At 63.3% G+C, this 20,548-nt stretch carries 18 protein-coding genes; 4 read left to right on the forward strand and 14 right to left on the reverse strand.

What is annotated here, in order from left to right:
• Positions 1–74 precede the first annotated feature (74 nt).
• Entirely contained in the window at positions 75–1,100 is a 1,026-nt protein-coding gene (locus JWS13_RS20180) for an NADPH:quinone oxidoreductase family protein (RefSeq protein WP_206007201.1), read from the forward strand.
• Between the two features lie 99 nt (positions 1,101–1,199).
• Here JWS13_RS20180 and JWS13_RS20185 read toward each other — a convergent pair whose 3' ends face one another.
• Positions 1,200–1,634 carry a nuclear transport factor 2 family protein gene (locus tag JWS13_RS20185; RefSeq protein ID WP_206007202.1) on the reverse strand — a complete coding sequence of 145 codons (435 nt, stop codon included), beginning with the start codon at positions 1,632–1,634 and terminating at the stop codon, positions 1,200–1,202.
• A 150-nt stretch (positions 1,635–1,784) separates the two neighbouring features.
• Positions 1,785–2,543 (reverse strand): TetR/AcrR family transcriptional regulator, encoded by a 759-nt coding sequence (locus tag JWS13_RS20190; RefSeq protein WP_338050755.1) that lies wholly within the window; start codon positions 2,541–2,543, stop codon positions 1,785–1,787.
• 272 nt (positions 2,544–2,815) lie between these two features.
• Between JWS13_RS20190 and JWS13_RS20195 the strand changes: the two genes are divergently transcribed.
• On the forward strand, positions 2,816–4,099 hold the full coding sequence (locus JWS13_RS20195; protein ID WP_206007204.1) for an acyl-CoA dehydrogenase family protein: 1,284 nt from the start codon (positions 2,816–2,818) through the stop codon (positions 4,097–4,099).
• A 151-nt stretch (positions 4,100–4,250) separates the two neighbouring features.
• Complete coding sequence (locus JWS13_RS20200) at positions 4,251–4,550, forward strand: WhiB family transcriptional regulator (RefSeq protein WP_206007205.1); 300 nt, start codon at positions 4,251–4,253, stop codon at positions 4,548–4,550.
• 272 nt (positions 4,551–4,822) lie between these two features.
• On the opposite strand, the gene JWS13_RS20205 is transcribed toward JWS13_RS20200, so the two are convergent.
• The 3 genes from JWS13_RS20205 to dctP form a co-directional block, all read right to left on the reverse strand.
• A complete protein-coding gene (locus JWS13_RS20205) occupies positions 4,823–6,304 on the reverse strand; it encodes a TRAP transporter large permease (protein WP_206007206.1) in 1,482 nt (493 codons plus the stop codon).
• 3 nt (positions 6,305–6,307) lie between these two features.
• Positions 6,308–6,868 carry a TRAP transporter small permease gene (locus JWS13_RS20210; RefSeq protein WP_206007207.1) on the reverse strand — a complete coding sequence of 187 codons (561 nt, stop codon included), beginning with the start codon at positions 6,866–6,868 and terminating at the stop codon, positions 6,308–6,310.
• A 61-nt stretch (positions 6,869–6,929) separates the two neighbouring features.
• Positions 6,930–8,201, reverse strand: a complete 1,272-nt coding sequence (gene dctP, locus JWS13_RS20215) for a TRAP transporter substrate-binding protein DctP (RefSeq protein WP_206007208.1) — start codon at positions 8,199–8,201, stop codon at positions 6,930–6,932.
• A gap of 408 nt (positions 8,202–8,609) precedes the next feature.
• Between dctP and JWS13_RS20220 the strand changes: the two genes are divergently transcribed.
• Entirely contained in the window at positions 8,610–9,797 is a 1,188-nt protein-coding gene (locus tag JWS13_RS20220) for an iron-containing alcohol dehydrogenase (protein WP_206007209.1), read from the forward strand.
• Between the two features lie 132 nt (positions 9,798–9,929).
• Here JWS13_RS20220 and JWS13_RS20225 read toward each other — a convergent pair whose 3' ends face one another.
• From JWS13_RS20225 to JWS13_RS20265, 9 genes are all read right to left on the reverse strand, one after another.
• Positions 9,930–10,385 (reverse strand): MaoC/PaaZ C-terminal domain-containing protein, encoded by a 456-nt coding sequence (locus JWS13_RS20225; protein WP_206007210.1) that lies wholly within the window; start codon positions 10,383–10,385, stop codon positions 9,930–9,932.
• 294 nt (positions 10,386–10,679) lie between these two features.
• Positions 10,680–11,555, reverse strand: coding sequence for an alpha/beta fold hydrolase (locus JWS13_RS20230; RefSeq protein ID WP_206007211.1), 876 nt, complete (start codon positions 11,553–11,555; stop codon positions 10,680–10,682).
• A gap of 3 nt (positions 11,556–11,558) precedes the next feature.
• The gene (locus JWS13_RS20235) at positions 11,559–13,187 is read right to left on the reverse strand and encodes an AMP-binding protein (RefSeq protein WP_206007212.1); all 1,629 of its coding nucleotides are present in this window, start codon (positions 13,185–13,187) and stop codon (positions 11,559–11,561) included.
• Between the two features lie 143 nt (positions 13,188–13,330).
• Positions 13,331–14,263, reverse strand: a complete 933-nt coding sequence (locus tag JWS13_RS20240) for an alpha/beta hydrolase (protein ID WP_206007213.1) — start codon at positions 14,261–14,263, stop codon at positions 13,331–13,333.
• 72 nt (positions 14,264–14,335) lie between these two features.
• Complete coding sequence (locus tag JWS13_RS20245) at positions 14,336–15,916, reverse strand: AMP-binding protein (RefSeq protein ID WP_206007214.1); 1,581 nt, start codon at positions 15,914–15,916, stop codon at positions 14,336–14,338.
• 30 nt (positions 15,917–15,946) lie between these two features.
• Positions 15,947–16,996: a phosphotransferase family protein gene (locus tag JWS13_RS20250; RefSeq protein WP_206007215.1), complete on the reverse strand. Its 1,050-nt coding sequence runs from the start codon at positions 16,994–16,996 to the stop codon at positions 15,947–15,949.
• A 2-nt stretch (positions 16,997–16,998) separates the two neighbouring features.
• Complete coding sequence (locus JWS13_RS20255) at positions 16,999–18,312, reverse strand: acyl-CoA dehydrogenase family protein (protein WP_206007216.1); 1,314 nt, start codon at positions 18,310–18,312, stop codon at positions 16,999–17,001.
• Positions 18,313–18,351: 39 nt separating this feature from the next.
• Positions 18,352–19,119, reverse strand: coding sequence for an SDR family NAD(P)-dependent oxidoreductase (locus JWS13_RS20260; protein WP_206007217.1), 768 nt, complete (start codon positions 19,117–19,119; stop codon positions 18,352–18,354).
• Positions 19,120–19,283: 164 nt separating this feature from the next.
• The gene (locus JWS13_RS20265; protein ID WP_206007218.1) at positions 19,284–20,456 is read right to left on the reverse strand and encodes a thiolase family protein; all 1,173 of its coding nucleotides are present in this window, start codon (positions 20,454–20,456) and stop codon (positions 19,284–19,286) included.
• Between the last annotated feature and the right edge of the window lie 92 nt (positions 20,457–20,548).

The following is a 20,548-nucleotide window of genomic DNA, read 5'->3' on the forward strand; positions in this document are numbered from 1 at the left end:
GTTCAAGGCACCCATTGGCGATGTCGAAATGCGCGCTATTGATGAGCTAGTCAAATCCAGGAGGAAGCAAAAGGATGACACCTTCCCACGACCAAGCCCGAGGCACCATGCGCGCTTGGGTCATGCAGGAACCGGGCGAACCGGTCGAGGCGATGCGGATCGACGAGATACCCATTCCTGAACCCGGGCCCGGGCAAGTACTGATCAGGGTGGCGGCTATCGGAATCAGCTATGGCGACCTGCTCTTGAGCCGCGGGGAGTACCAGGACGGCGCCGTGTTTCCCTTCACGCCGGGACAGGAGGTGGTTGGCGAAGTCGTGGCGGCTCATCGCAATACGACCACCCCGGTCGGCACGCGGGTCATCGCCTTGCGGAGCGGCGGGCTCGCAGAGTTCTGCGTAGCCGACGAAGCCGGGGTCTTCCCCGCCGGAGAAACCCTGACCGACGCCGATGCCGCGGGATTCCCCATTGCCTTCCACACCGCCTGGTTCGCCCTGCATCGCCGCGCCATGGTCCAACCCGGAGAGACGGTTGTCGTGCATGCCGCTGCAGGCGGAATAGGCTCGGCCTGTGTCCAACTCGGCGTCGCGGCAGGGGCGCGGGTAATCGCGGTCGCAGGCGGTGAGACCAAGGTTGCGCTGTGCCGCAAGCTCGGAGCGCATGTCGTGGTCGACCGTCTGGTCGAGGACTTCGGCGAAATCGTCCGACTGGAGACGGACGGGCGCGGCGCCGATGTCATCATCGACCCGGTGAATGGTGACGTCTTCGACCAGTCGCGGCGAGTGATCGCTTCGGAGGGGCGGCTCGTCGTCGCCGGCTTCGTGGCCAACCGCATCGCCGAGATGCGGACCAACCATGTGCTGCTCAAGAACTACTCGGTTACCGGCGTGAATCTGTCGTACTACTACGACAACAGCAGCGCAATCGAGCTTGTCCGGGCGGCACACGCCGAGCTCCTCGAACTCCATCGGCGGGGCGCCATCGTGTCGCTGGTTCAGCGGGAAATTCCTTTCGAGGAAGCCGCCCAAGCGATTTCCGACATCCGGACGACCTCCACGTGGGGACGTACGATTGTGCGGCCCCCCACCCCGCGCCCGTAATCACCGGACACACGTCGGCGGCGGGGACCCGCCGCCGACGTCACCGGGTAGTTCAGTGCATGGGCGAGGCAACGTCATCTCCGCCGCGGACGTCTGGTGTTACGGCGTCCCGGATCGTGCCCGGTCGTTGAACAAGATGTCGGTGGCCTTGATGTCCAGGTACTCGCGGAGTTCGACGATCTTGCCGTCCCGACACACGAACACAAAGTGGTAGACGTTTCGGTAGACGTCGCCGTTCTTCAGTGCGGCTGTGCTCTCGGCCTCGACGGCGAGGCGATCGCCGTCAATCGTGAACGCGACCGCCTTGATGTCGATCTTCCCGTCGGCCGAGAGCGCGAAGAATCTTTGCAACCTCCGAGCAAAGTCGCTTCCAGGCAGTGTGCCCGGCAGGTCGACCGCACCGATCCAGTAGCTGCTGTCCTCGCTCATGCACGCGTCGAGCCCGTTGACATCGCCCTGGGTCATCGCCTGCAGGAACCGCTCGACGATCTCCTTGTTGGCCAGCTCTTGCGCGTCGTACTCACTTCTCGGCATGGTTCCGCTCTCCTCGGCAGTCGGGACGCCCGCAATCCCGATGGTCAGATCAGTCACATCGAGCCAATCGAACCCACCGTATGCGATAGTCGACATTCATGTCGAGTTCAGTCGGCGACGATCACCACGCGCCCACCGCACACTTCAGCGTTACTCGTCCCGAAGCCCCGTCGCCCGGACCCAGATATCGGTAATGGCGGCAACAGGATCATCCGGACGCCCCGCTACGTCTCCGCCGACAAACCACCAGTAACACGAGTTGGATGTCAGCGACACGAGCACCGAGGCCGTCGTGGTCGCATCGATCGAGGTGTCGGCAAGGCCGCGACGCTGCCACCGAGCGATAGTGGCAGCCACGCGCTCGACATTTGCCCGCCGGCTCTCCAAGCGCTGCCGATGCACCTCGGGATCCATCGTGGCGACCTGCTCGATCAATCCGTACATCCGAGCATGGGCCCGATACACCTCCACGTACCGGCGGTTCGAGTTCGTCAACGCTCCTATGGCGCCAACGTTCGCGTCCTCCGCACGAGTCGAGACTGCGCTGTCGATTTCGACACGCACCTGCGAGGAGAGCTCGCGGAACACATCACTCTTCGTCGAGAAGTACGTGTAGAAGGTCCCGCGGGACACACCGAGGCGGGTAACGATGTCCTCGATGCTGACGTCCACGTAGCCACGCTCCTCGAAGAGAGCCCGAGCAGCCGCGAGGATCGCAGATCTTGTGTTCTTGCCGCGATGAGTGCCGCGCTCCTCGTGCGCATTTCGACGACTGGCTGCAGTGCCGGTCGGAACCCATCCTCCGCGGGTACGGGGCGGCGTCGCCTCGCCGCCGTCCGGTTCCCCGGGGCTCGGCCGGCGAGCCGACTGGTCTCGAGGACTGGCTTTCATCGGTGACCCTCCATACATGTCAGCTGCGTTTTCAACGTGCACCGTCTTTGCAGACTAGACGCCCTGGAGACCTCTCACACGTTCGGCGCCGACCGCAGTCCACACGTCCGCCAAGTGTCGACAAAGACGCCACGAACAGAATCGTCAGGCGACGACGACGCGTCGTACCTGCTCGGCCCGACGGTGCCATGCGACCGCCTCGACCCCGTCAATTACAACTCCCGCCCCGCGTCCACTGCCGCACGAAGAAGGTAATCGACATCCATGTCGATTTCGGTTACGCTTGCCCCGTGAACGGAGAACGCAAAGCTGGTACGGGCGCAGACGAACAACAGGGCTCCGATGCGGGCGCACTGAGGGCGGAAGTCCGCAGCTGGCTTGCGCAGAATTGGGACCCGGACATGGCGTTGATCGACTGGCGACGACTGCTGATCGACGAGGGCTGGGGCGTTCCGTCGTATCCGCGTGAATGGCTCGGTCGCGGTCTACCCCGGTGGGCCGACGCGGTCGTCGCCGAGGAGATCGAGGCGGCTGGGGCCGTGGGCAACCCTCTCGGGGTCGGAGCCGGTCTTGCCGCCCCCACCATCCTCGCCCACGGCTCGGACGATCTGCGCACACGATTCCTCCGCCCCATCCTCACTGGCGAGCAGACGTGGTGTCAGCTGTTCAGTGAGCCAGGGGCGGGATCCGATCTCGCCGGCCTGGTCACCGGGGCTCACCTGGACGGCGACGAATGGGTGGTCTCCGGGCAGAAGGTGTGGAATACGAGCGCTGATCACGCGGACTTCGGGCTACTGCTGGCGCGCACTGATACCTCGGTGCCAAAGCACCAAGGCCTCACCTACTTCGTACTCCCGATGCGGCAGCCCGGTGTCGAGGTACGTCCCCTGCGTCAGATGAACGGACACAGCTCGTTCAACGAGGTCTTCCTCTCCGAGGCGAGAATCCCGGTCGACCATGTTGTCGGCGAGGTGGGCGGGGGCTGGTCGGTTGCATCCACGACGCTGCAGTACGAGCGTCGATTCGGCGCCATGCGCCAGCACGACTTCGCCGGCCGCTCCGGGAAGGCCATTGATGAGGCGAGGCGCGAAGCCAAGCGGCACGCCGAGACCTACAAGTGGTACCCGCAGCGAGCTGGCCGTGTCGACCTCGTGTTGGAACTCGCACGCAGCTTGGGCCAGGACCAGGACCCGATCCTCCGACAGGAGATTGCCAAACTGCTGTCCCTGCACCGGGCAAGCGCCTGGACCGCCGAGCGGGCGCGGATTGCGCTGAAGCGGGGGGCGCGACCGAGTGCAGAAGGATCGCTGGGCAAGCTGGCCAACAGCCAGATCGCTAGGCAGGCGGCCTCGGTGCACTCTCTCATCGCGGGCACCCACTCGATGTTGACCGGTCCCGAAAGCCTCATGGGGGGTGTGATCGCGGAGGTGCTGGTGTCGACGCCCGCGCAGTCGATCGCAGGCGGAACCGACCAGATCCAACGCAACATCGTGGGCGAGAAGATGCTGGGTCTTCCCAAAGAGCCGTCCGTCGAGACGGGACGCGCATTCCGCGACGTCCGCAGAAGCGGCTAGAAGCGATTGCAACCGAGGGTTCGGGCAGCTGGTGCCCGGACCCTCGGTCTGTCTGTGTGCGGGGAGCACCCAACATGTATCAGCGAACAGGAGAGGAGAAGTAGATGGCGGCCACTGAGCACACACTTCGCGGCGGCCAGGACGTCACGCGGTGACAGACCTCGAATGGCAGCAGTTCGCACGCTGCAAGAACATAGGAGCCGACACCTTCTACCCGCCCGACAACGAGGAAATGGGCACCCGGCTACGCCGGGAGCGTGCCGCGAAACAAATCTGCGGCCCCTGCGTCGTAAGGATGCAATGCCGAATGCACGCCCTGTTGGCCGCCGAGCGATACGGCGTATGGGGAGGGCTCACCGAATCGGAGCGTCGCCGCGTCAAGCGGCCCTACCGGTTCGAACCGGATCTGGCAGCCACGACCGTGGGAGCAACCGAGGGCTCGGGCAGGTAATTCCCGGGCCCTCGGTCTGTCTCTGTGCAATTCGCGACCTCGTGTGCAAACTGCTGGATCCGGCCTATTCCGTCGAGGTTTGGGGATCCCAATAAGGGAACTACTGCTCCGCATCTTGCAGGGGTCTCCGTAGATCGACGCCGATTGGGACGCCCGCCCGCCGATTCTGCGGCACTTGGCATTCCCGCTCGGCCATCGATCAAGTGCCACTCGTTGTCGGCGAGGCTGACGAGAGATTCATTTCGGGCGATACTCAGCCGCTTGAGCTCCGGCTACTGACCTCCCGATGCGGCCGCCGGGAGATAGGTGGCGATTTCCGGGAAGAAGATCAGGAGAAGCGTCACCACGAGGGCCATCGGCATGAAGTACCAGGTCGAGTTGAACACGTCCGTCAGTCGGATGTTTACGCCCTGATTTACCTCAGGCTCCTTGGTGATCGAGTAGATAATGAAAGACAGAATTCCGACAGGCGGTGTCACGACCGCCAGTTCGCCCATGAAGACAGCGAAAACCCCATACCAGAGGAGATCGATGTCGAGTGTCACCAGCGTCGGCATCAGCACCGGAATCGTCAGCACCATCATCGGTAGCGGTTCCATGAAAGTTCCCAGCAGGACGTAGACCACCGTCATTGCGAGGAGGAAAGTCACCCTGTTGAGATCCATGGACTCGACCCACTCAGCGAATCCAGTGCTGATGCCGGTCAACGAGTACATACGAGCAAGCGCCTCGACTCCGACCAGCATGAGGAAGATTGCACCAACGCTGCTGACGGCGATCGAAGAAGCCGATCCGACGGCCTTCCAGGGTGCATCGCGGCGCTTCAACCATAGAGCGACGATGACTGCGAGCAGCGCCGAAACGGCTCCCGCCTCGGTCGCGGTGAACGTACCGCTGAAAATTCCGAGCGCAATGGTCGCGATGATGAGCGGGACAGGCCAGACCCTCGCGAGGCTCACCAGACGTTCTCTCAGGCTGATCACTTCGGTGTTCTCGTCCTTCGGGGCCCACTTCCGGGCGAAAACCACGATCATGATCGTGAAAAGAACGGCGACCATGACTCCTGGAATGACTCCCGCGAGGAGTTGAGGACCGACGGGCACTTCCGCGATACCGGCAAAGATGACCAGCATGATGCTTGGGGGAATGAGTTGACCTGGAAGGCCGGCCACGATGACCGAGCCGATCGCGAGACGCTTATCGTAACCGGCTTTGAGCATTTCCGGAATTCCGATCCGCGCCAAGGCATAGGTAGTTCCCGCCGAGGAGCCGCTTACTGCCGCCAGACCGGCGCCGGCGACATTGGTCCCCACTGCGAGTCCACCGGGAACCCATCCGAGCCAACGCCGCGCCGCAATGTAGAGACTTTCGGTCAACCCGGCCTTCCACATGAGCAGTCCCATGAGGATGAACATAGGAATGGCGCTCAGCGTCCAGCTCGCCGCTTGGGTGTAAGGCAGCGTCGTGAGCGTTCCTTCAACGAGCGGAGTTCCTCGCAGCGCGTACATGCCGAGTAGTGAGGGAGCAATCATCGCAAACGCAACCGGCACTCGAAGGAAAATGAGCGCCAGCATCAGCAGGCTCGCGAAGCCCCCCACTGCCGCGGGCTCGAGCGGTAGGAACAGCGCCACAACGCAGGAGGCGATGACTGCGCCGCAGATTGCAAACAGAATCCAGGACCCGCGGGTGTTGCTGTCCGTCGGAGACTCTCGAACGTCCGCTACATCCACGTCACTGAGCTGTTCAGTCGCCATGTGTCAATTAGTCCTATCGAAGTTGTGGTTGACATCGAGCTCGCTGAGGACGGCATCGGGACTGTCCGTTGCCGGCGCAATGGACTCGAGCCTGACCAGCGCAGAGATCGACGCCCATGCGAACTGGACGGTCATGATCGAGAAGGCCAGGGTCGGAAGAAAATACGTAGGCCATGACGGAACCATCGTCACGCCTGCCGGGCGGCGGATTTCCATCGCCTTCATCGCCTCATGCCATCCGTAGCGCGCGAATCCGAAAGCGACGACCGCACAGAGGGCGAAAGTGGCCGCTGCGACAAAACGCTTAGCTTGATGGGGCAACTTCTCGAAAAGTAGGTCGGCCGCAATGTGCTGCCCGCGGTGTTGGGCTGCAACGAAGCCGAGGAACACCAAGATCGGCATGTACCAGTACTGGACGATCTCGAGAGTGTTCGGGAGGGAGTCGTTGAAGAAGGTGCGGAGCAACGCATTCGCCGAAATATGGAGCATCATCGTAAAAGTCACGGCTACTGCCGGTACTTCGATCAGCAGCTGGATGAGCCTCGACGTGGAAATTCGAGTCATGAGGATCCTTCGGGAGGGTTCGAGGGAGCGGTCCATGGTGGTGGATCGCTCCCCCGCGGGGTCAATGTGGACGGTGTGGAAGATAGATGTCTTCCATGACAGCATCGACCCAAGGCCGGATTTCGAACTCTCTGCGGGCGAACCACTCCTTGAAATCCGTCAAGGCAACGTCCTCGGCGCCGGTAAGCTCGGCCGACCTGGCTAGCCAGGCCTCGGACATCTTCCGTGCACCCTCAATCGCGGCCCGAGGGTCGGCCAATGCTGTGTTCTCACTCAGCGCATCCAGCTGATCCGCCTTGATCCCGGCGAGCTTGTCTCGAGCGTCGTCGGACCAGGAGGCGACGGTGCCCCCGAACTTCTCGATTTCGCCGACCAAATTGCTGGCGTCCGGCCAGTTCATGTTCTCGATACTGGACTCGAGAAAGACATCCACGCGATCCCGCAGCAGCTGCCTGGCGACGAGCGGGAGCGAGTCCCACCGGCTCACGCTGAAGCCGAACGCCGCTGATGCTGGGGAGAATCCGACCTGCTCGTCGAGGACGATGTACTTCGCCACCTGAAGCAGTCCGCCGGTCTGGATGGCTGTCAAAGAAGTGACCGTGCAGTCGATGACCCCGCGTTGGAGCCCCTCGAAGACTTCCGCGAAACTGAGGGACACCGCGGTAGCTCCAAGTCGCTCGACCTGCTCGCGCTGGGCCGCCGAACTCACGGAGATCTGTGCTCCTTTCACATCGTTCAGGCTCACCCTCTTGTCCTTGCAGACCATTGCTGGTGGCCCGGTAACGAAGTATGGGGCCAGTGGCACGACGCCGGCGTTGCGGAACTCGGCCTCTATCTCGGGTGTCGAGAATGCGAGTTCGATCGGCGCAGAGTTCGCCTGCAGATTGCCCACAGCCAGGCCGGGACTTGCCACGGCTCCCGCCGAGTTAATCACCGCGTTGTAGGCAGGGTACTCGGCAGGCTTGTAGACCGGGATCACGTTTGCGACGTCCAGGCGCCCGTCCACGAAGGCCTCGGCGGTCTCGTTGGGTGGCGCGATTGCGTTGGAATAGGAGATATCGAAGATGATCTTGCCCCCGGACCACTCGGTAACGGCCGCCAGGTAGTCCTCGGTCGGCTTACCACTCACCGAACCTTTCGGCGCAAGAGTTTGGGCTGTGAGCGTGATCGGCCCTACCCCCTCGAACGCAGCTTGGTACTCCTCCTTGGTAGCTCCGAACTCGACACCGTCCCCGCCGGCGCCGCTCGACCCGCCCGAGATCTCGGCACATCCAGTCATCGCCATCGCCGTAGCCAACGCCAGGGCCGTGAAACCCGCACGCGTGGTGCGCATCTTTACTCCCTCATCTCGAGTCTGGAATGCAATAGTCGAAGGAATTTATCGATCGTTCGACACGGTGGCCTATGTCACTCAACTTGTCAAGCAGCTCTTGGTGATTCGCAGATTCCCCTTGCGGGGATAGAGGATGGAGATCGCAACCGCATTGACAGCAATCCTGGACCGCCGGTACGTTTATCGTACGTTCGAACAGGGCGTCACTCTTCGGTGATGACCCCTACAGCTTCGCCAGTGATGCTCGAAGTATCGCTTTCGCGACGGACTTCCTCCAGAGGAGCAAGAATCAGTGCATGCAATAGATTTCAGGTGTGCGCCGCCTGCGATGGACTACCACGGGAATCGCTTTCGGGATGGTGGAACTCGGTATGGCTTCTATCGCCGCGGGCGGAAGGAAGCTGACTAGTGTCCGAGGCCCCTTTCCAAGTCCGCTCCTGGACGACAAGGGTTGTCAATGTCGGCGCGGCAACGTCCGACGTCCTCCCCGGCCTATTGGACGAGCTCGGCGCAAAGCGGGTATTTCTTCTCGCAAGCGCTACGTTGAGCGGGATTGACGACGCGATGGCGCCGATCCGCCGCTCTCTCGGTAGCCGGCTCGTCGTGGAGTACTCGCGAATTCGACCCCACGTACCTTTCTCAGATCTAGTGAAAGCCGTGGCAGCACTACGATTCTCGCAAGCCGACATCGTCGTCGCGGTGGGTGGAGGATCGATCGGCGAAGCCGGGAAAGTGTTGCCATTGTGCCTCAAATACGGTGTGACATCGGATGACGATGCAGAAGGATTCCGCGCCGCTTACCAGTGGGACGGAACCACTGTCCAGCGATCCGCGGAGACCGCGCCCGAGCTGCCCGTCATCTGCGTGCCGACTACCTTGTCCGGCGGCGAGTACAACCATCGTCACGGTGTGACATGGCCTGATGTCGGCAAGCGCGGCATCGGCCACGAGCTGAGCGCGCCCTGGGCGGTGATCCAGGATCCGTACCTCGCGGCCTTCACGCCTGATTGGGCCTGGCACTCGACCGGAATGCGAGCGGTCGACCACGCCGTCGAGGGCTTGGTCTCGCCTTGGACCAATAACTATTGGCGCACTTCTGGTGTCGCCGGGCTCGCGGCTTTGACCGACGGGCTACGAGCCGTCGCAGCGGACACGCGCGACACCGCCGGGCGAGAGTTGTCCCAACTCGGAGCCTGGCAGGTAATCACCCCCTTGCTGAACGGAGTGCCGTTCGGCCTGAGTCATGCAATCGGTCATTCACTGGGCGGCCTGTTCGATGTCCCGCACGGCTATTCCTCCTGCGCTGTAATGGCGGCCGTGCAGGAATGGAATGCCGAAATGGGTGTCGACGGCCTGAATGACGTCGCCCGAGCATTAGGGCGACCTGGTTATCCGGTGGATCACTCCCTCAGGGAACTCATCCTCGAGCTCGGACTCCCCTCATCGCTCGGGGAGGTCGGGGTGGCACCTGGGCAGCACCGGGCAATCGCTGAGTCTGCGTTCGAAGATCGACCCAGCCGCACGAATCCCCGAGCCGTCGGTGGAGCGGACGACATTGTCGATGTCCTTCGACTCGCTCAAACACGTCGCAGTTAGGCAGTGGAGGAATGCCTCAGCCACAGCGATGGTGTAATTCGTGTGGCGTGGCACCAGGAATTTGACGTCAGGACGAGAGTGACTGGCGCTCCGCGCATTCTCCCGATTCGGCAACGCGCTCCCATCTTCCCGTCAGCCCGGCGGGCGTCGTCGAATTACCGTCACGCCGGTCAGATCCAGAACCTGCTGTCCGTCCTGATTGACCATGGACGCTCGGGTGGTCAGGTCCGCTCGTCCGTCACGGAGATCGATGGACACGATGGTGACATCGCAACTGAGTGTGTCGCCCGGCCTGACCGGGTGATCCAGCCTCATCTCACGAATCCCTTTGCCGGCAACGATGGCGAGATGGGAGATGAACTTGCGAGACATGAGGCTCTGATTCATGGCCATCGTGTGGACACCGCTGGCAATAAGCCCGCCGAACTGGCTGGAGGCCGCCTTGGACGGACAGGTGTGGATGGGAAGGTCGTCCCAACGTCGCCCGAACTCGAGCACTTCTTCCTCGGAGACCTCATACGTTCCGAGATGAATCCGGGTTCCGACCTCGAGATCTTCGGCGTAGATCGGAAAGGGTCCGTTCAGCATTCGATTGAGGTTCCTTATGTGGGCTGAATTTTCCGTGACTTCGTCACGTACGACGGCCTGAGTGATGCACAGGCACCAGAACTCCGCTGTCCACATGGCCAAGGGTCTGAAGTCCACAGAGTCCTCGTAGTTCGAGTCGCCTTCAAAGCAGGACTGCGTCGACTACGAATTCGACTTCCGTTCTTGCCCAGACTAATTGACAGTAGGCGTGGTTAGTGGGCGTGGGATAGTGGGACAACCATGATTGGTCGCGCTGCCGCGCCTATCCCGGCTCTGCAATCGACGACGGCGGGATCACCCGCCGACTCGGGCGCATTCTCCGAGAAATCCCAGAAGCTCTCGTGCGAACAGGTCGTTGTCGTCGCCGGCCACCATGTGACTCGCCCCGTCGATGTTGACCAACCTACCGTGTGGGATCACGGCGAGCAGTTCCTGTGCGCTTTCAGGGCTGACGATCTGCGAGTTACTGGCGCGCACGAGCATAGTCGGGACCTTGAGGTTGGCGCCAGCGTCCATTGCCCGACGGGTCCGGGCGTCGATCACCTCCGGCGTCAGGTCATCGAGCCGGGTGTCGAGGAACTTTGGATCCCAATGCCAGTACCAACGCCCGTCGCGCAGTCGCAGGTTCTTGCGCATGCCCTCAGGCCGTGGCGGGCGCTTTCGGCTCGGGTTGAAGGCAGTCACGGCTTCCGCCGCCTCTTCCAAGGATCCGAACCCCTCGCTGCCCGAACGCATGAATGCGGCGACTTCGTCGCGCCCCTCGGCCTGGATACGAGGTGTGACGTCGACCAGCACGAGCCCGGACGCCAGAGCGGGATCTTCCCCTTGCGCCAGGAGTGATGTAATGCCTCCCAGAGAGGCGCCGACGAGCACGGGGCGTTCGCCGAGGGCGGCGACGACCGCACGTAAGTCGGCAATCATTGCGTCCGGGGTGTAGTCCGCATCGGATGCCCACGAGCTGTCGCCGTGGCCTCGCGCGTCCAGCGCAATAGCGGTCCAGCCATGCTCGGCGAGCCGCTCGGCCGTGCGCTTCCACGAATTGCGGGTTTGCCCGCCCCCGTGGAGGAGCAGCACAGTACCTAGGCGGCGATCGTCGGTCGACGGGGTCCAACGTTCTGCAGCCAGCGTGACGTCTTGACCGGCAAAGGTGAGCTGATCCTGAACAACCATGATCTATCCCCTCTTCACCGGCGCCGAGCGGCGCTGCACCGCGAGGTCGGTCTCTTCACGATCCCAGGTCGCCGGCGTTCGCCCCTCGTCGCGCAGCTCGAACTTCAGGACTCGGCCAACCATGTTCTTCGGCAACTCGCCGCGGAACTCGATGAAGCGCGGCACCGCATATGCCGGAACGTGGTCCATCGACCACCGACAGAATTCGTACTCCGTCACGGAAGCATCGTCATTCAGAACAATGGTTGCCTTGATCTCGTCCTCGGACAGCTCCGAGATCACCGCGTGCACTGCGACGTCGCGGACAGCCGGATGCTGGAGGAACGCACTCTCCATCTCGAAGCTCGAGATGTTCTCGCCGCCCTTCCGCAGGTAATCCTTGGCTCGATCGAGGAAGTAGAAGTAGCCGTCCTCGTCCAACTTCCCGATGTCGCCGGTGTTGAACCAGCCGTCCCGGAACACGCGGGCGGTGGCTTCCGGGTTGTTCCAGTAGCCGTCCATCATCGCGTGGGGTACAGACGGCTTCACGAAGATCAGGCCGGGCACGCCCGGCGGGCACTCGTTGTTGTCGTCGTCGACGATCTTGACGTCGAAGACTTCGAAGCGCTTCCCGGAGGAACCCGCCGGCGACGGCTCGGAGATCTTGTTCTGCGTCACGATGGATGCTTCAGTGATTCCATAGCCCGCGGGCCCCGCGTGCTGCACACCGAACCGCTCCTTGAACAGTTGCTGCTCCTCCTCCCCCAGCGGGGCACCATTGATCAACCGCAGCTGCCCCTTGCACCGAATCGAGGCCTCGCTGTCCGGCGCGTGCGCAACCAGAGTCACCATGGTGCTGATCAACATCGCGATCGTCGCCCGGCTCCGCTCGATCGCGGGCCAGAAATCGCTCAACGAGAACTTGGGTGCGATCGCCACAGTCGATCCGGTGATCAGTGTTGGCATTACGGCGGATGCGAGACATCCGAAGTGGTACATGGGCGCCGAAATCCAGAGGATGTCATCCTCGCGCAGCCCATAGCAGCCAACCATCGACGTGCCGCACGTCGTGACATAGCCATGGCTTACGGTGCAGCCTTTGGATGGACCCGTCGTACCGGACGTATACATCAGCATTGCGGACGTCGCCGGGGTGATGTCCGAGTCATCCACCGGATCGGTGCTACCGGACTTGACCTCATCGAGGCCGAACACCTTCAAGCGACCCGCCCCTACCTGCTCGCCACGCACGATCACGGTGTGGACGAGCGGTGCCCCCTCCGCAACAGCGACGAGCCGATCAATGTACCCGGACTCGGCGACCACGATCGACGCCTGGCTGTCAGCGATTTGATGGCGGAGAAACTCCCCCTTGTACGCGGTGTTGATGGGTACAACGATCGCGCCGAGCCGCATCAGGCCCAGCCAGACGACCATGGTGTCCACGTGGTTGGCGAGCATGTAGGCAACACGCTGCCCGCGCTCGACGCCGAGAGACTTGAAGCCGTTCGCCGCCCGGGTCACGGCGCCATCCAGCATGCCGTAAGTCCACTGGTCGCCCGAGAAGTCGCAGAAGACATGATCAGCGCGGCGCGAAGCGTGGTGGGACAGAATCTGTGGTGCTGTGAGTGCACTCAGGTTGTCAACGGTCATGGTCGGCCTTTCTCGGGCATATGGGTGATCACTGAATGATGCGGCAGGGCCGGGCTGGAATGGGTGGCTCGTTACGGTGGCAAAGACTGTCGGAGCGCAACGCTCCGCGATCCGCGAGGTGCGCTCGACAGGACCATTCGCGGTCATGGTGCCGACATCCTCGAGGCCTCCTTCGCCGCTTTCCTGCTGCCCAACCACTCTGCGACGAGTCCGATCGACTCGTCGGCCTCCGGCATGTTGCCGGCATAGAGCTGGTGCACGTGTGGCACCTCGTCCCATACCTTCAGATCGACGTCAACGCCCGACTTGGAAGCACGTTCCGCGAGATTGGTGGCATCGTCGAACAGAATGTCTTGCTGGCTGACCTCGATGTGGAGCGGCGGGAGGCCGTCCATTGCGGCCAATCCCGGCGAAATTTGCGGGTCGAAGGCGTCGCGGTCGCCGACGTAGAGATTGCGCGTCAGATCCAGCATTTCGGGTGTGGACGAAATATCTGCCTCCGCCCTTGCTTTGATCGAGGGGTTGGTGAGCGTGAAATCGACGCACGGTGAGAGCAGGACGCAGCCGCCGCCGCAGATGCCCTTGTCGCGGAGCCTCTGAACCGTACCGAGCGCGAGCGAGGAACCGGCGCTGTCGCCGCCCACGACGATCTGATCGGCCGGGTAGCCCTGCGCCTCGAGCCAGCGGAACGCAGCCATAGCATCCTCGAGTCCAGCAGGATGAGGGTTTTCGGGCGCGAGGCGGTAGTCGAGGTTCAGCACCGGCCAGCCGGACCGGAGGGCCAGGTGCCCCAGCAAGCGCGACCAGCCTGCGGAGGTGCCTGTCACCAGTCCGCCTCCGTGGCAATGCAGGTAGACCCAGCCACTGCCACCCCCCTCGGGCTCGTGCAGGAGCGCAGGGGCGATTCCTGCGGTCACCTCGGTTGTCCGGATACCGGTGGGCTCGGTGGCGAGTCGGGCATTGGACAAGGACCGCTTCCGCAGGTCCTCGAGCGTGGGAACCCACCCACGCTCGACGAGCGTGGTGCGGTAGGCGGAAAGTCTTTCGTTGATGGCCTTGGCCTGCGGACTGACCATGTGGGTTCCTCTCCGGAATCAGGTATCGGTTGATGCGTTGTTGGCAATGGCTTCAGGCTCGGCCCGGCGGCGCTAGTCGGCCCGCTCTGCCAGGACCGATGCGCGCAGCGCGGACCGGTTGAGCTTGCCTGTGTCAGTCCGGCTCAAAGCCCGGAACTCAATGGACCTGGGCCGCTTGAACGACGCGAGTCTGTCCACCCAATGCGCTTCCAGATCGGACTGGAGTTGTGGCCCCGGGACGACGCCCTCGGCGGGCGAGATCACGGCGTGAACTCGGCTTCCCCACACCTCGTCGGGCAGTCCAACGACAGCCGCGTCGGACACCGCGGGATGCTCCAGCAGCACCGCCTCGATCTCGGCTGGATAGATGTTGACCCCACCCGAGATGATCAAGTCGGACCGTCGGTCGGCAAGGAAGAGCCAGCCGTCCTCGTCGAGGCGACCCATATCCCCCGCGGTGAAGAACTCGCCTTGTTGGGCCTCGGCGGTCTTCTCCGGCGCGTTGTGGTACATGAACCGCTCAGGGTTCCTGAAGAAGACCATGCCGACCTCACCGGGCGGCAGCTCGTTCCCGGCGTCGTCGAAGACCTTCACGTCGACGCCTTCCCACGCCCTGCCCACGGTGCCGGGATGGGCGATCCAGTCCTGTGGCCCAACGGAGGTACCGCCGCCCTCGGTCGACGAATAGAACTCGTAAACCACCGGGCCCCACCAGTCGAGCATCGCCCGCTTCTCGTGCGGCGGGCACGGGGCCGCAGCGTGCACGACAAAGTTCAGCGAGGAGGTGTCGTACCGGCTGCGAATGTCCTCGGGCAAAGCAAGCAGTCGGTGAAACATGGTGGGCACCATGAACGAAGAGGTGACATGATGTGCCTCGATGGTGCGGAGGCACTCCTCGGCATCCCACTTCCCCACCAGCACGACCTGGTATCCGCGCTGAAGTGCGCTGTACGCGTAATTGTTCGGTCCGGAGTGGTAGAGCGGCGCCGTCACCAGGTGGACACCAGGCGCGGCGGGCCAACCCATCCTGCGCGCCGTCAGTGGATGCCTCACTGCGAGGACCTCTTCGGGTGTCCTCGACGACGTCGGTCGCACCACGCCTTTGGGCCTGCCGGTGGTGCCGGATGTGTAGTACATCGACTGGCCCATCACCCGACGGTGCGCATCGACCGGTCGGCTGTCGGGGAGGTCGGTCAGGCTTCGGAATCCTGTCAAGCCCGTGCCGGTCGCGAAGAGCCGCTCCGGGTCCATCGGGACCCGCTTGCCGACGTCAAGTACCAGGTCGGCGAGTTCGGCGTCGGTGAACAGCGCGGTCGCGCCACTGTCCCGCAGGATGTATTCCACCTCGCCGGCAGTCTGGTGCCAGTTGATCGGAGTCAACACGATGCCGAGCTGCGACGTAGCCAGCTGCACGGCGAGCGAAGCCGGGACATTCGGGAACATGCTTGCGACAGTGTCCCCAGGCCCGTATCCCAGGCGGATCAGCTCATTGGCAATGGAGTCCGACCAGCGTCGCAACGCGCCGAACGACAACGTCGTGCCGTCGGCGGAGACGATTGCACCCCTGTCGGGCAGTTTCTCGGCGATCTCCCAGAATCCGAGCGCCCCCTCCACCAGGTATGGCAGTAGGTCGGGAGGATGAGACGTTGTCATGATTGCGTCCTTTGATCGTGTCCTGGCGGATCAGCGTCGTTTGCTCAACTCCGCGGTGATCGCGTGCCCCTGTTCCACCAACGCCTGCGCCTTGCGGTGCAGGCTCCGGCCTACTTCGATGTCGCCCCGCCCCTGCATCGCCCGGACGTGGGAGCCCTCGAGAAGCACCGCCAGGCGATAGGAGGCGTATGCGTGGTACCACTCGATCCTGCCCTCGTCGGCGAACGTGCGGTCCCGGTAGTGGGTAATGATCTCCGCACGGGTAGGCAGCCCGGGCATGGGGCGGGCCGTCCCGTCGAACCTCGGATCGGGGGGGATCGGCCAGGAGCACAGCATGTGGCCGAGGTCCAGCAGAGGATCGCCCACCCTTGCGAGTTCCCAGTCGATGATGGCCTCGACACCGTGGTCCCGTTCGTTGAAGATCAGGTTGCCCATATGGAAATCTCCATGCGTCAGCAGGAATTCCTGGTCCTCGGGCATCGTCTGCTCCAGACGGTCGGCGATCGCCTCTATCCCGTCGAGCTCGGCTGGCGACCAGCCCTCGACCAACCCGTAGTCGGCGAACACGGCCCTCAGGCGCCCGAGCTGTCCTGGGACTCCGGTCGGGATTCGGCCTTTCCGGACGAGCCCGCAGGCGACTGGGTCGACGTCGCGTAGCGTGATCAGCGCGTCGACCATCGCCAGGCCCAACTTTCGTTGCTCCTCCGGATCGGCAGCCAGCGCGTCGGAGACCTCGAATCGGGGGCTGAAGCCGTCCACCGCGAGAGCGATGTAGAACGCGCGGCCGAGCACCTCCTCGGTGTCGCAGCTGGCAACGAGCTCGGCATGAGGCACCTGTGTGTCACGAAGCGCGGACAACAGCGCCGCCTCCCGTCGCATGGCCGCGCTGGCGCGTGGCCCGGCCCCTGGAGCCGGGCATCGAAGGACGTACGAGGTGTTCGACCTCTGGAACCGCACGAGAAGGTTCTGAGTCCCTCCCCCGAGTGTCCGCACGTCCTCGATGGGCCCGTGGCCGACGCTGTGCGCGTCCAGCCATGGTGTGAGGGCCGACCAGTCGACCTTCGACCCCGACGGGTGCACCGTCACTCCTGTTCCAGCGAAGTTGCCGCCCGAACTTCCGAGAGCTCGCGAGCAAACTTGGCCTCGGCTTCCTCCCGCAGACGCGGAAGGTGGTAGGACGGGAACTGCTCGTTCCAGGGCTCGACGTTGCGCATCAACTGTCGCGCCAGACCAACCTTGTGGACCTCGGTGGCGCCATCGGCCAACGCGTGGTGGTAGCTCTCCATGAGCCATTTGCCGAGTACGAGCTCCTTCGACACCCCGAGTGATCCATGGATCTGAATCGCGCGGGAGGTGATGTCGTGTAAGACCTTCGGCAGCGCGATCTTGACGGCGGCGATGTCCTTGATGACCTTCTTGTAGTCGTTCTCCTTGTCGATGCGCCAAGCCGTCCGCAGCACCAGCAGTCGGAACTGCTCGAGTTCGATCCACGAGTCGGCGAGCATGCCCTGGACGAATTGCTGGTCTCCGAGCCGGCCGCCGCGCGTCTGCCGTGAGGCGGCGCGCTCGAGCGACATCTCCAGGGCTTTGGTCGCCTTGCCGACAGTGCGCATCGCATGGTGCACACGCCCGCCGCCAAGCCTGGTCTGGGCGACATGGAAGCCGTCGCCCACTCCACCGAGGATGTGGTCGCTCGGGACGCGCACGTCCTCCCACCGCGCATAGGCATGGGTGCCTTCGGCGTAGTCGTGGCCCCACACACCGGTGTTTCGGACGATCGTGATGCCCGGGGCGTCCTTCGGGACAACGAACATCGACAGCCGCCGGTGCGGTGCCGCGTCCGGGTCTGTCACAGCCATGATGATGAAGAAGTCGGCGAAGCGCTGGTTCGAGGCGAACCACTTCTCGCCGTTGATGACCCATTCGTCGCCGACCAGTTTCGCGGTGGTGGTGAACTCGGTCGGATTAGAACCGCCCTGGGGTTCGGTCATCGTGAAGCACGACACGATCTCGTTTGCGATGAGCGGTTCGAGATAGCGCTTTTTCAGCTCCGGCGTACCGAAGTGGGCCAGGATCTCCGAGTTGCCGGAGTCCGGTGCCTGCGTCCCGAACACGATCGGTCCACTGTGCGTGCGGCCCAGAATCTCATTGATCAGGCTCAACTGCATCTGCCCGAATCCGGCGCCGCCCAGTTCGGGCGTCAGGTGCGTCGCCCAGAGGCCTCGCTCCTTGACGATCTGCTGCAGGGGCGGAATCAACTTCTGCCGAAGAGGATCCGACATGTCCCAGGCATGAGTGATTACCCGGTCCACCGGTTCGATCTCACTGGTGACGAAATCGTCGATCCAGTCGAGTGTCTTCTGGAACTCGGGATCTGTGTCGAACTGCCAACTCACGCTCGTGCCTTCCATTCAGGACGTTGTCGAAAGGGAAATTCAGCCGATAGAGGTGCGGCCGCCGTCAACGGCCAGGATCGTCCCCGTCGTGTACGACGACATGGGGCTTGCCAAGAAGAGAGCGGCACCGACGATCTCTTCCGGGGAACCAGCACGCCTGAGCGGGTAACGCTCAAGGTTCTTCGCCGCCTTCTCCATGTTCCAGTGCCGGCTCACATCGGTGAGAAACGGCCCGGCCATGATCGCGTTGACGCGCACTTTCGGCCCATATGCCTGTGCGAAGCCCTTCGTAATGATGTTGAGCCCTGCCTTCGCTGCCGCGTAGGGAAGCTCCACCGGCGTCGGTCGTTCGGCCGCTACAGAGCTCACATTGATGATCGAGCCACCGTCGCCGTCTCGCATGTGAGCGCCAACGATCGCCGAAAGCCGGAACGCTCCCTTCAGATTTACGTCGATGACCTTGTCGAAGAGTGCTTCAGTGACAGACTCGAGGGAGTCGTACAAGGGTGAGAGACCGGCATTGTTCACCAAGATGTCCAGCCGGCCGAACTCATCGAGGGTCTTCGCCAGCGCCCCCGGGAGGCTGTCCCAGTCCCCGACGTGGCACTGCAGCGCGAGCGCGCGACGCCCAGTCCGCTCGCGCACCTCGGCCGCGATCTTCTCGCAGGAGTCGAGGTTCCTGCTGGCGATTACGACGTCGGCCCCGGCATGGGCGAATCCCAACACGATCTCGCGACCCAGACCCCGACTACCACCGGTGACCAGCGCGACTTTGCCTTCGAGGGAGAAATCTCGTTGAGGCGTCATGGTTATCCAACTTCCTGATCCACTGGTGCACCTCGCCAAGACGAGAAACCCAGATTCTCGAACGATCGATAGAATTTGTGTGCTTGCCGGTGACCGTTGAGGTGCGCGAAGTATGCGCGGGACGCCCAGCCGGTCACTCCATCAACGAGCGGCGCGCAAGCAGTTTACGCCAATACCAGGTTCTCGACGATGGTTGCGTTCGCCATTCCGCCCGCCTCGCACATGGTCTGCAGCCCGTACCGGAGCCCGTTGTCCCGGAGGTGGTGCACCAGGGTGGTCATCAGCCGGGCGCCGGAGCCACCAAGCGGATGCCCCAGAGCGATCGCACCGCCGAGCGGGTTGACGCGCGCTGGATCTGCACCCGTCTCGTTGAGCCACGCTGCGGGGACGCTGGCGAACGCCTCATTCACCTCGAACGCGTCGATGTCGTGCACGCCGAGGCCTGTCTTGCGCAGCACCTTCTCGGTGGCGGGAATCGGTGCGGACAGCATCAGGATCGGATTGACGGCGGCGAGCGCTCCTGCGTGGTAACGGGCGATCGGACGCAGACCCAGCTGGGCCGCCTTTTCGGAGGTGGTGATCAGCAGGGCCGCGGCTCCGTCGGAGATCTGGGACGAATTGCCCGCCGTGATGACGCCGTCCTCGGCGAAGGCCGGCTTCAGACGCCCGAGGGCTTCGAGCGAAGAGCCCGCGCGGATGCCCTGGTCGTGGAACATCTTGAACGTCTTGCCGTCTGCGTCGAGTCCTTCGAGAGGAGCGATCTGGCCGGCGAACGCTCCACTCTCGGTCGCGGCGGCGGCCCGTACATGCGACTCGAGCGCGAACTCGTCGAGCGCTGCGCGAGACAATTTCCACTTCTCGGCCATCATTTCCGCACCGACGCCCTGGTTGAATCGCGACTGACCGTACCGCGCGGTGATCGTCGGGCCATAGGGCTCGCCGGGACCGTTGTTCTTGTTGGATCCCATCGGAACTCGGGTCATCGACTCGACACCGCCTGCGACGACAAGGTCGTAGGTACCGGCGATGACGCCCGCAGCAGCGAAGTCGAGCGCCTGCTGCGACGACCCGCACGCCCGATCCACAATCGTGCCCGGGATGCTCTCGGGCCATCCGGCGGCCAGAGCCGCGAACCGACCAACATTGCCCGATTGCTCACCGGCCGTCGTCACGCAGCCCCAGATAACGTCCTCGATCAGGACCGGATCCAGCGAGTTCCTGTCAACCAGCGCCTTCAGGACGTGCGCCGAAAGGTCGACCGGGTGCCACTCCCGCAGTGCGCCGTTCCGCTTGCCCACCGGAGTCCGTATAGCGTCGACAATCACAGCATCGCGCATTCCAAAGCCTTTCTTTCACAATTTCTCGAGGTCGGTCACGCATTGAGGTTGCGACAGGAAGTCCGCGACCGGTTGGCACCTTCCTGGCGCGA

This window comes from Rhodococcus pseudokoreensis (genome assembly GCF_017068395.1).
GTDB lineage: Bacteria > Actinomycetota > Actinomycetes > Mycobacteriales > Mycobacteriaceae > Rhodococcus_F > Rhodococcus_F pseudokoreensis.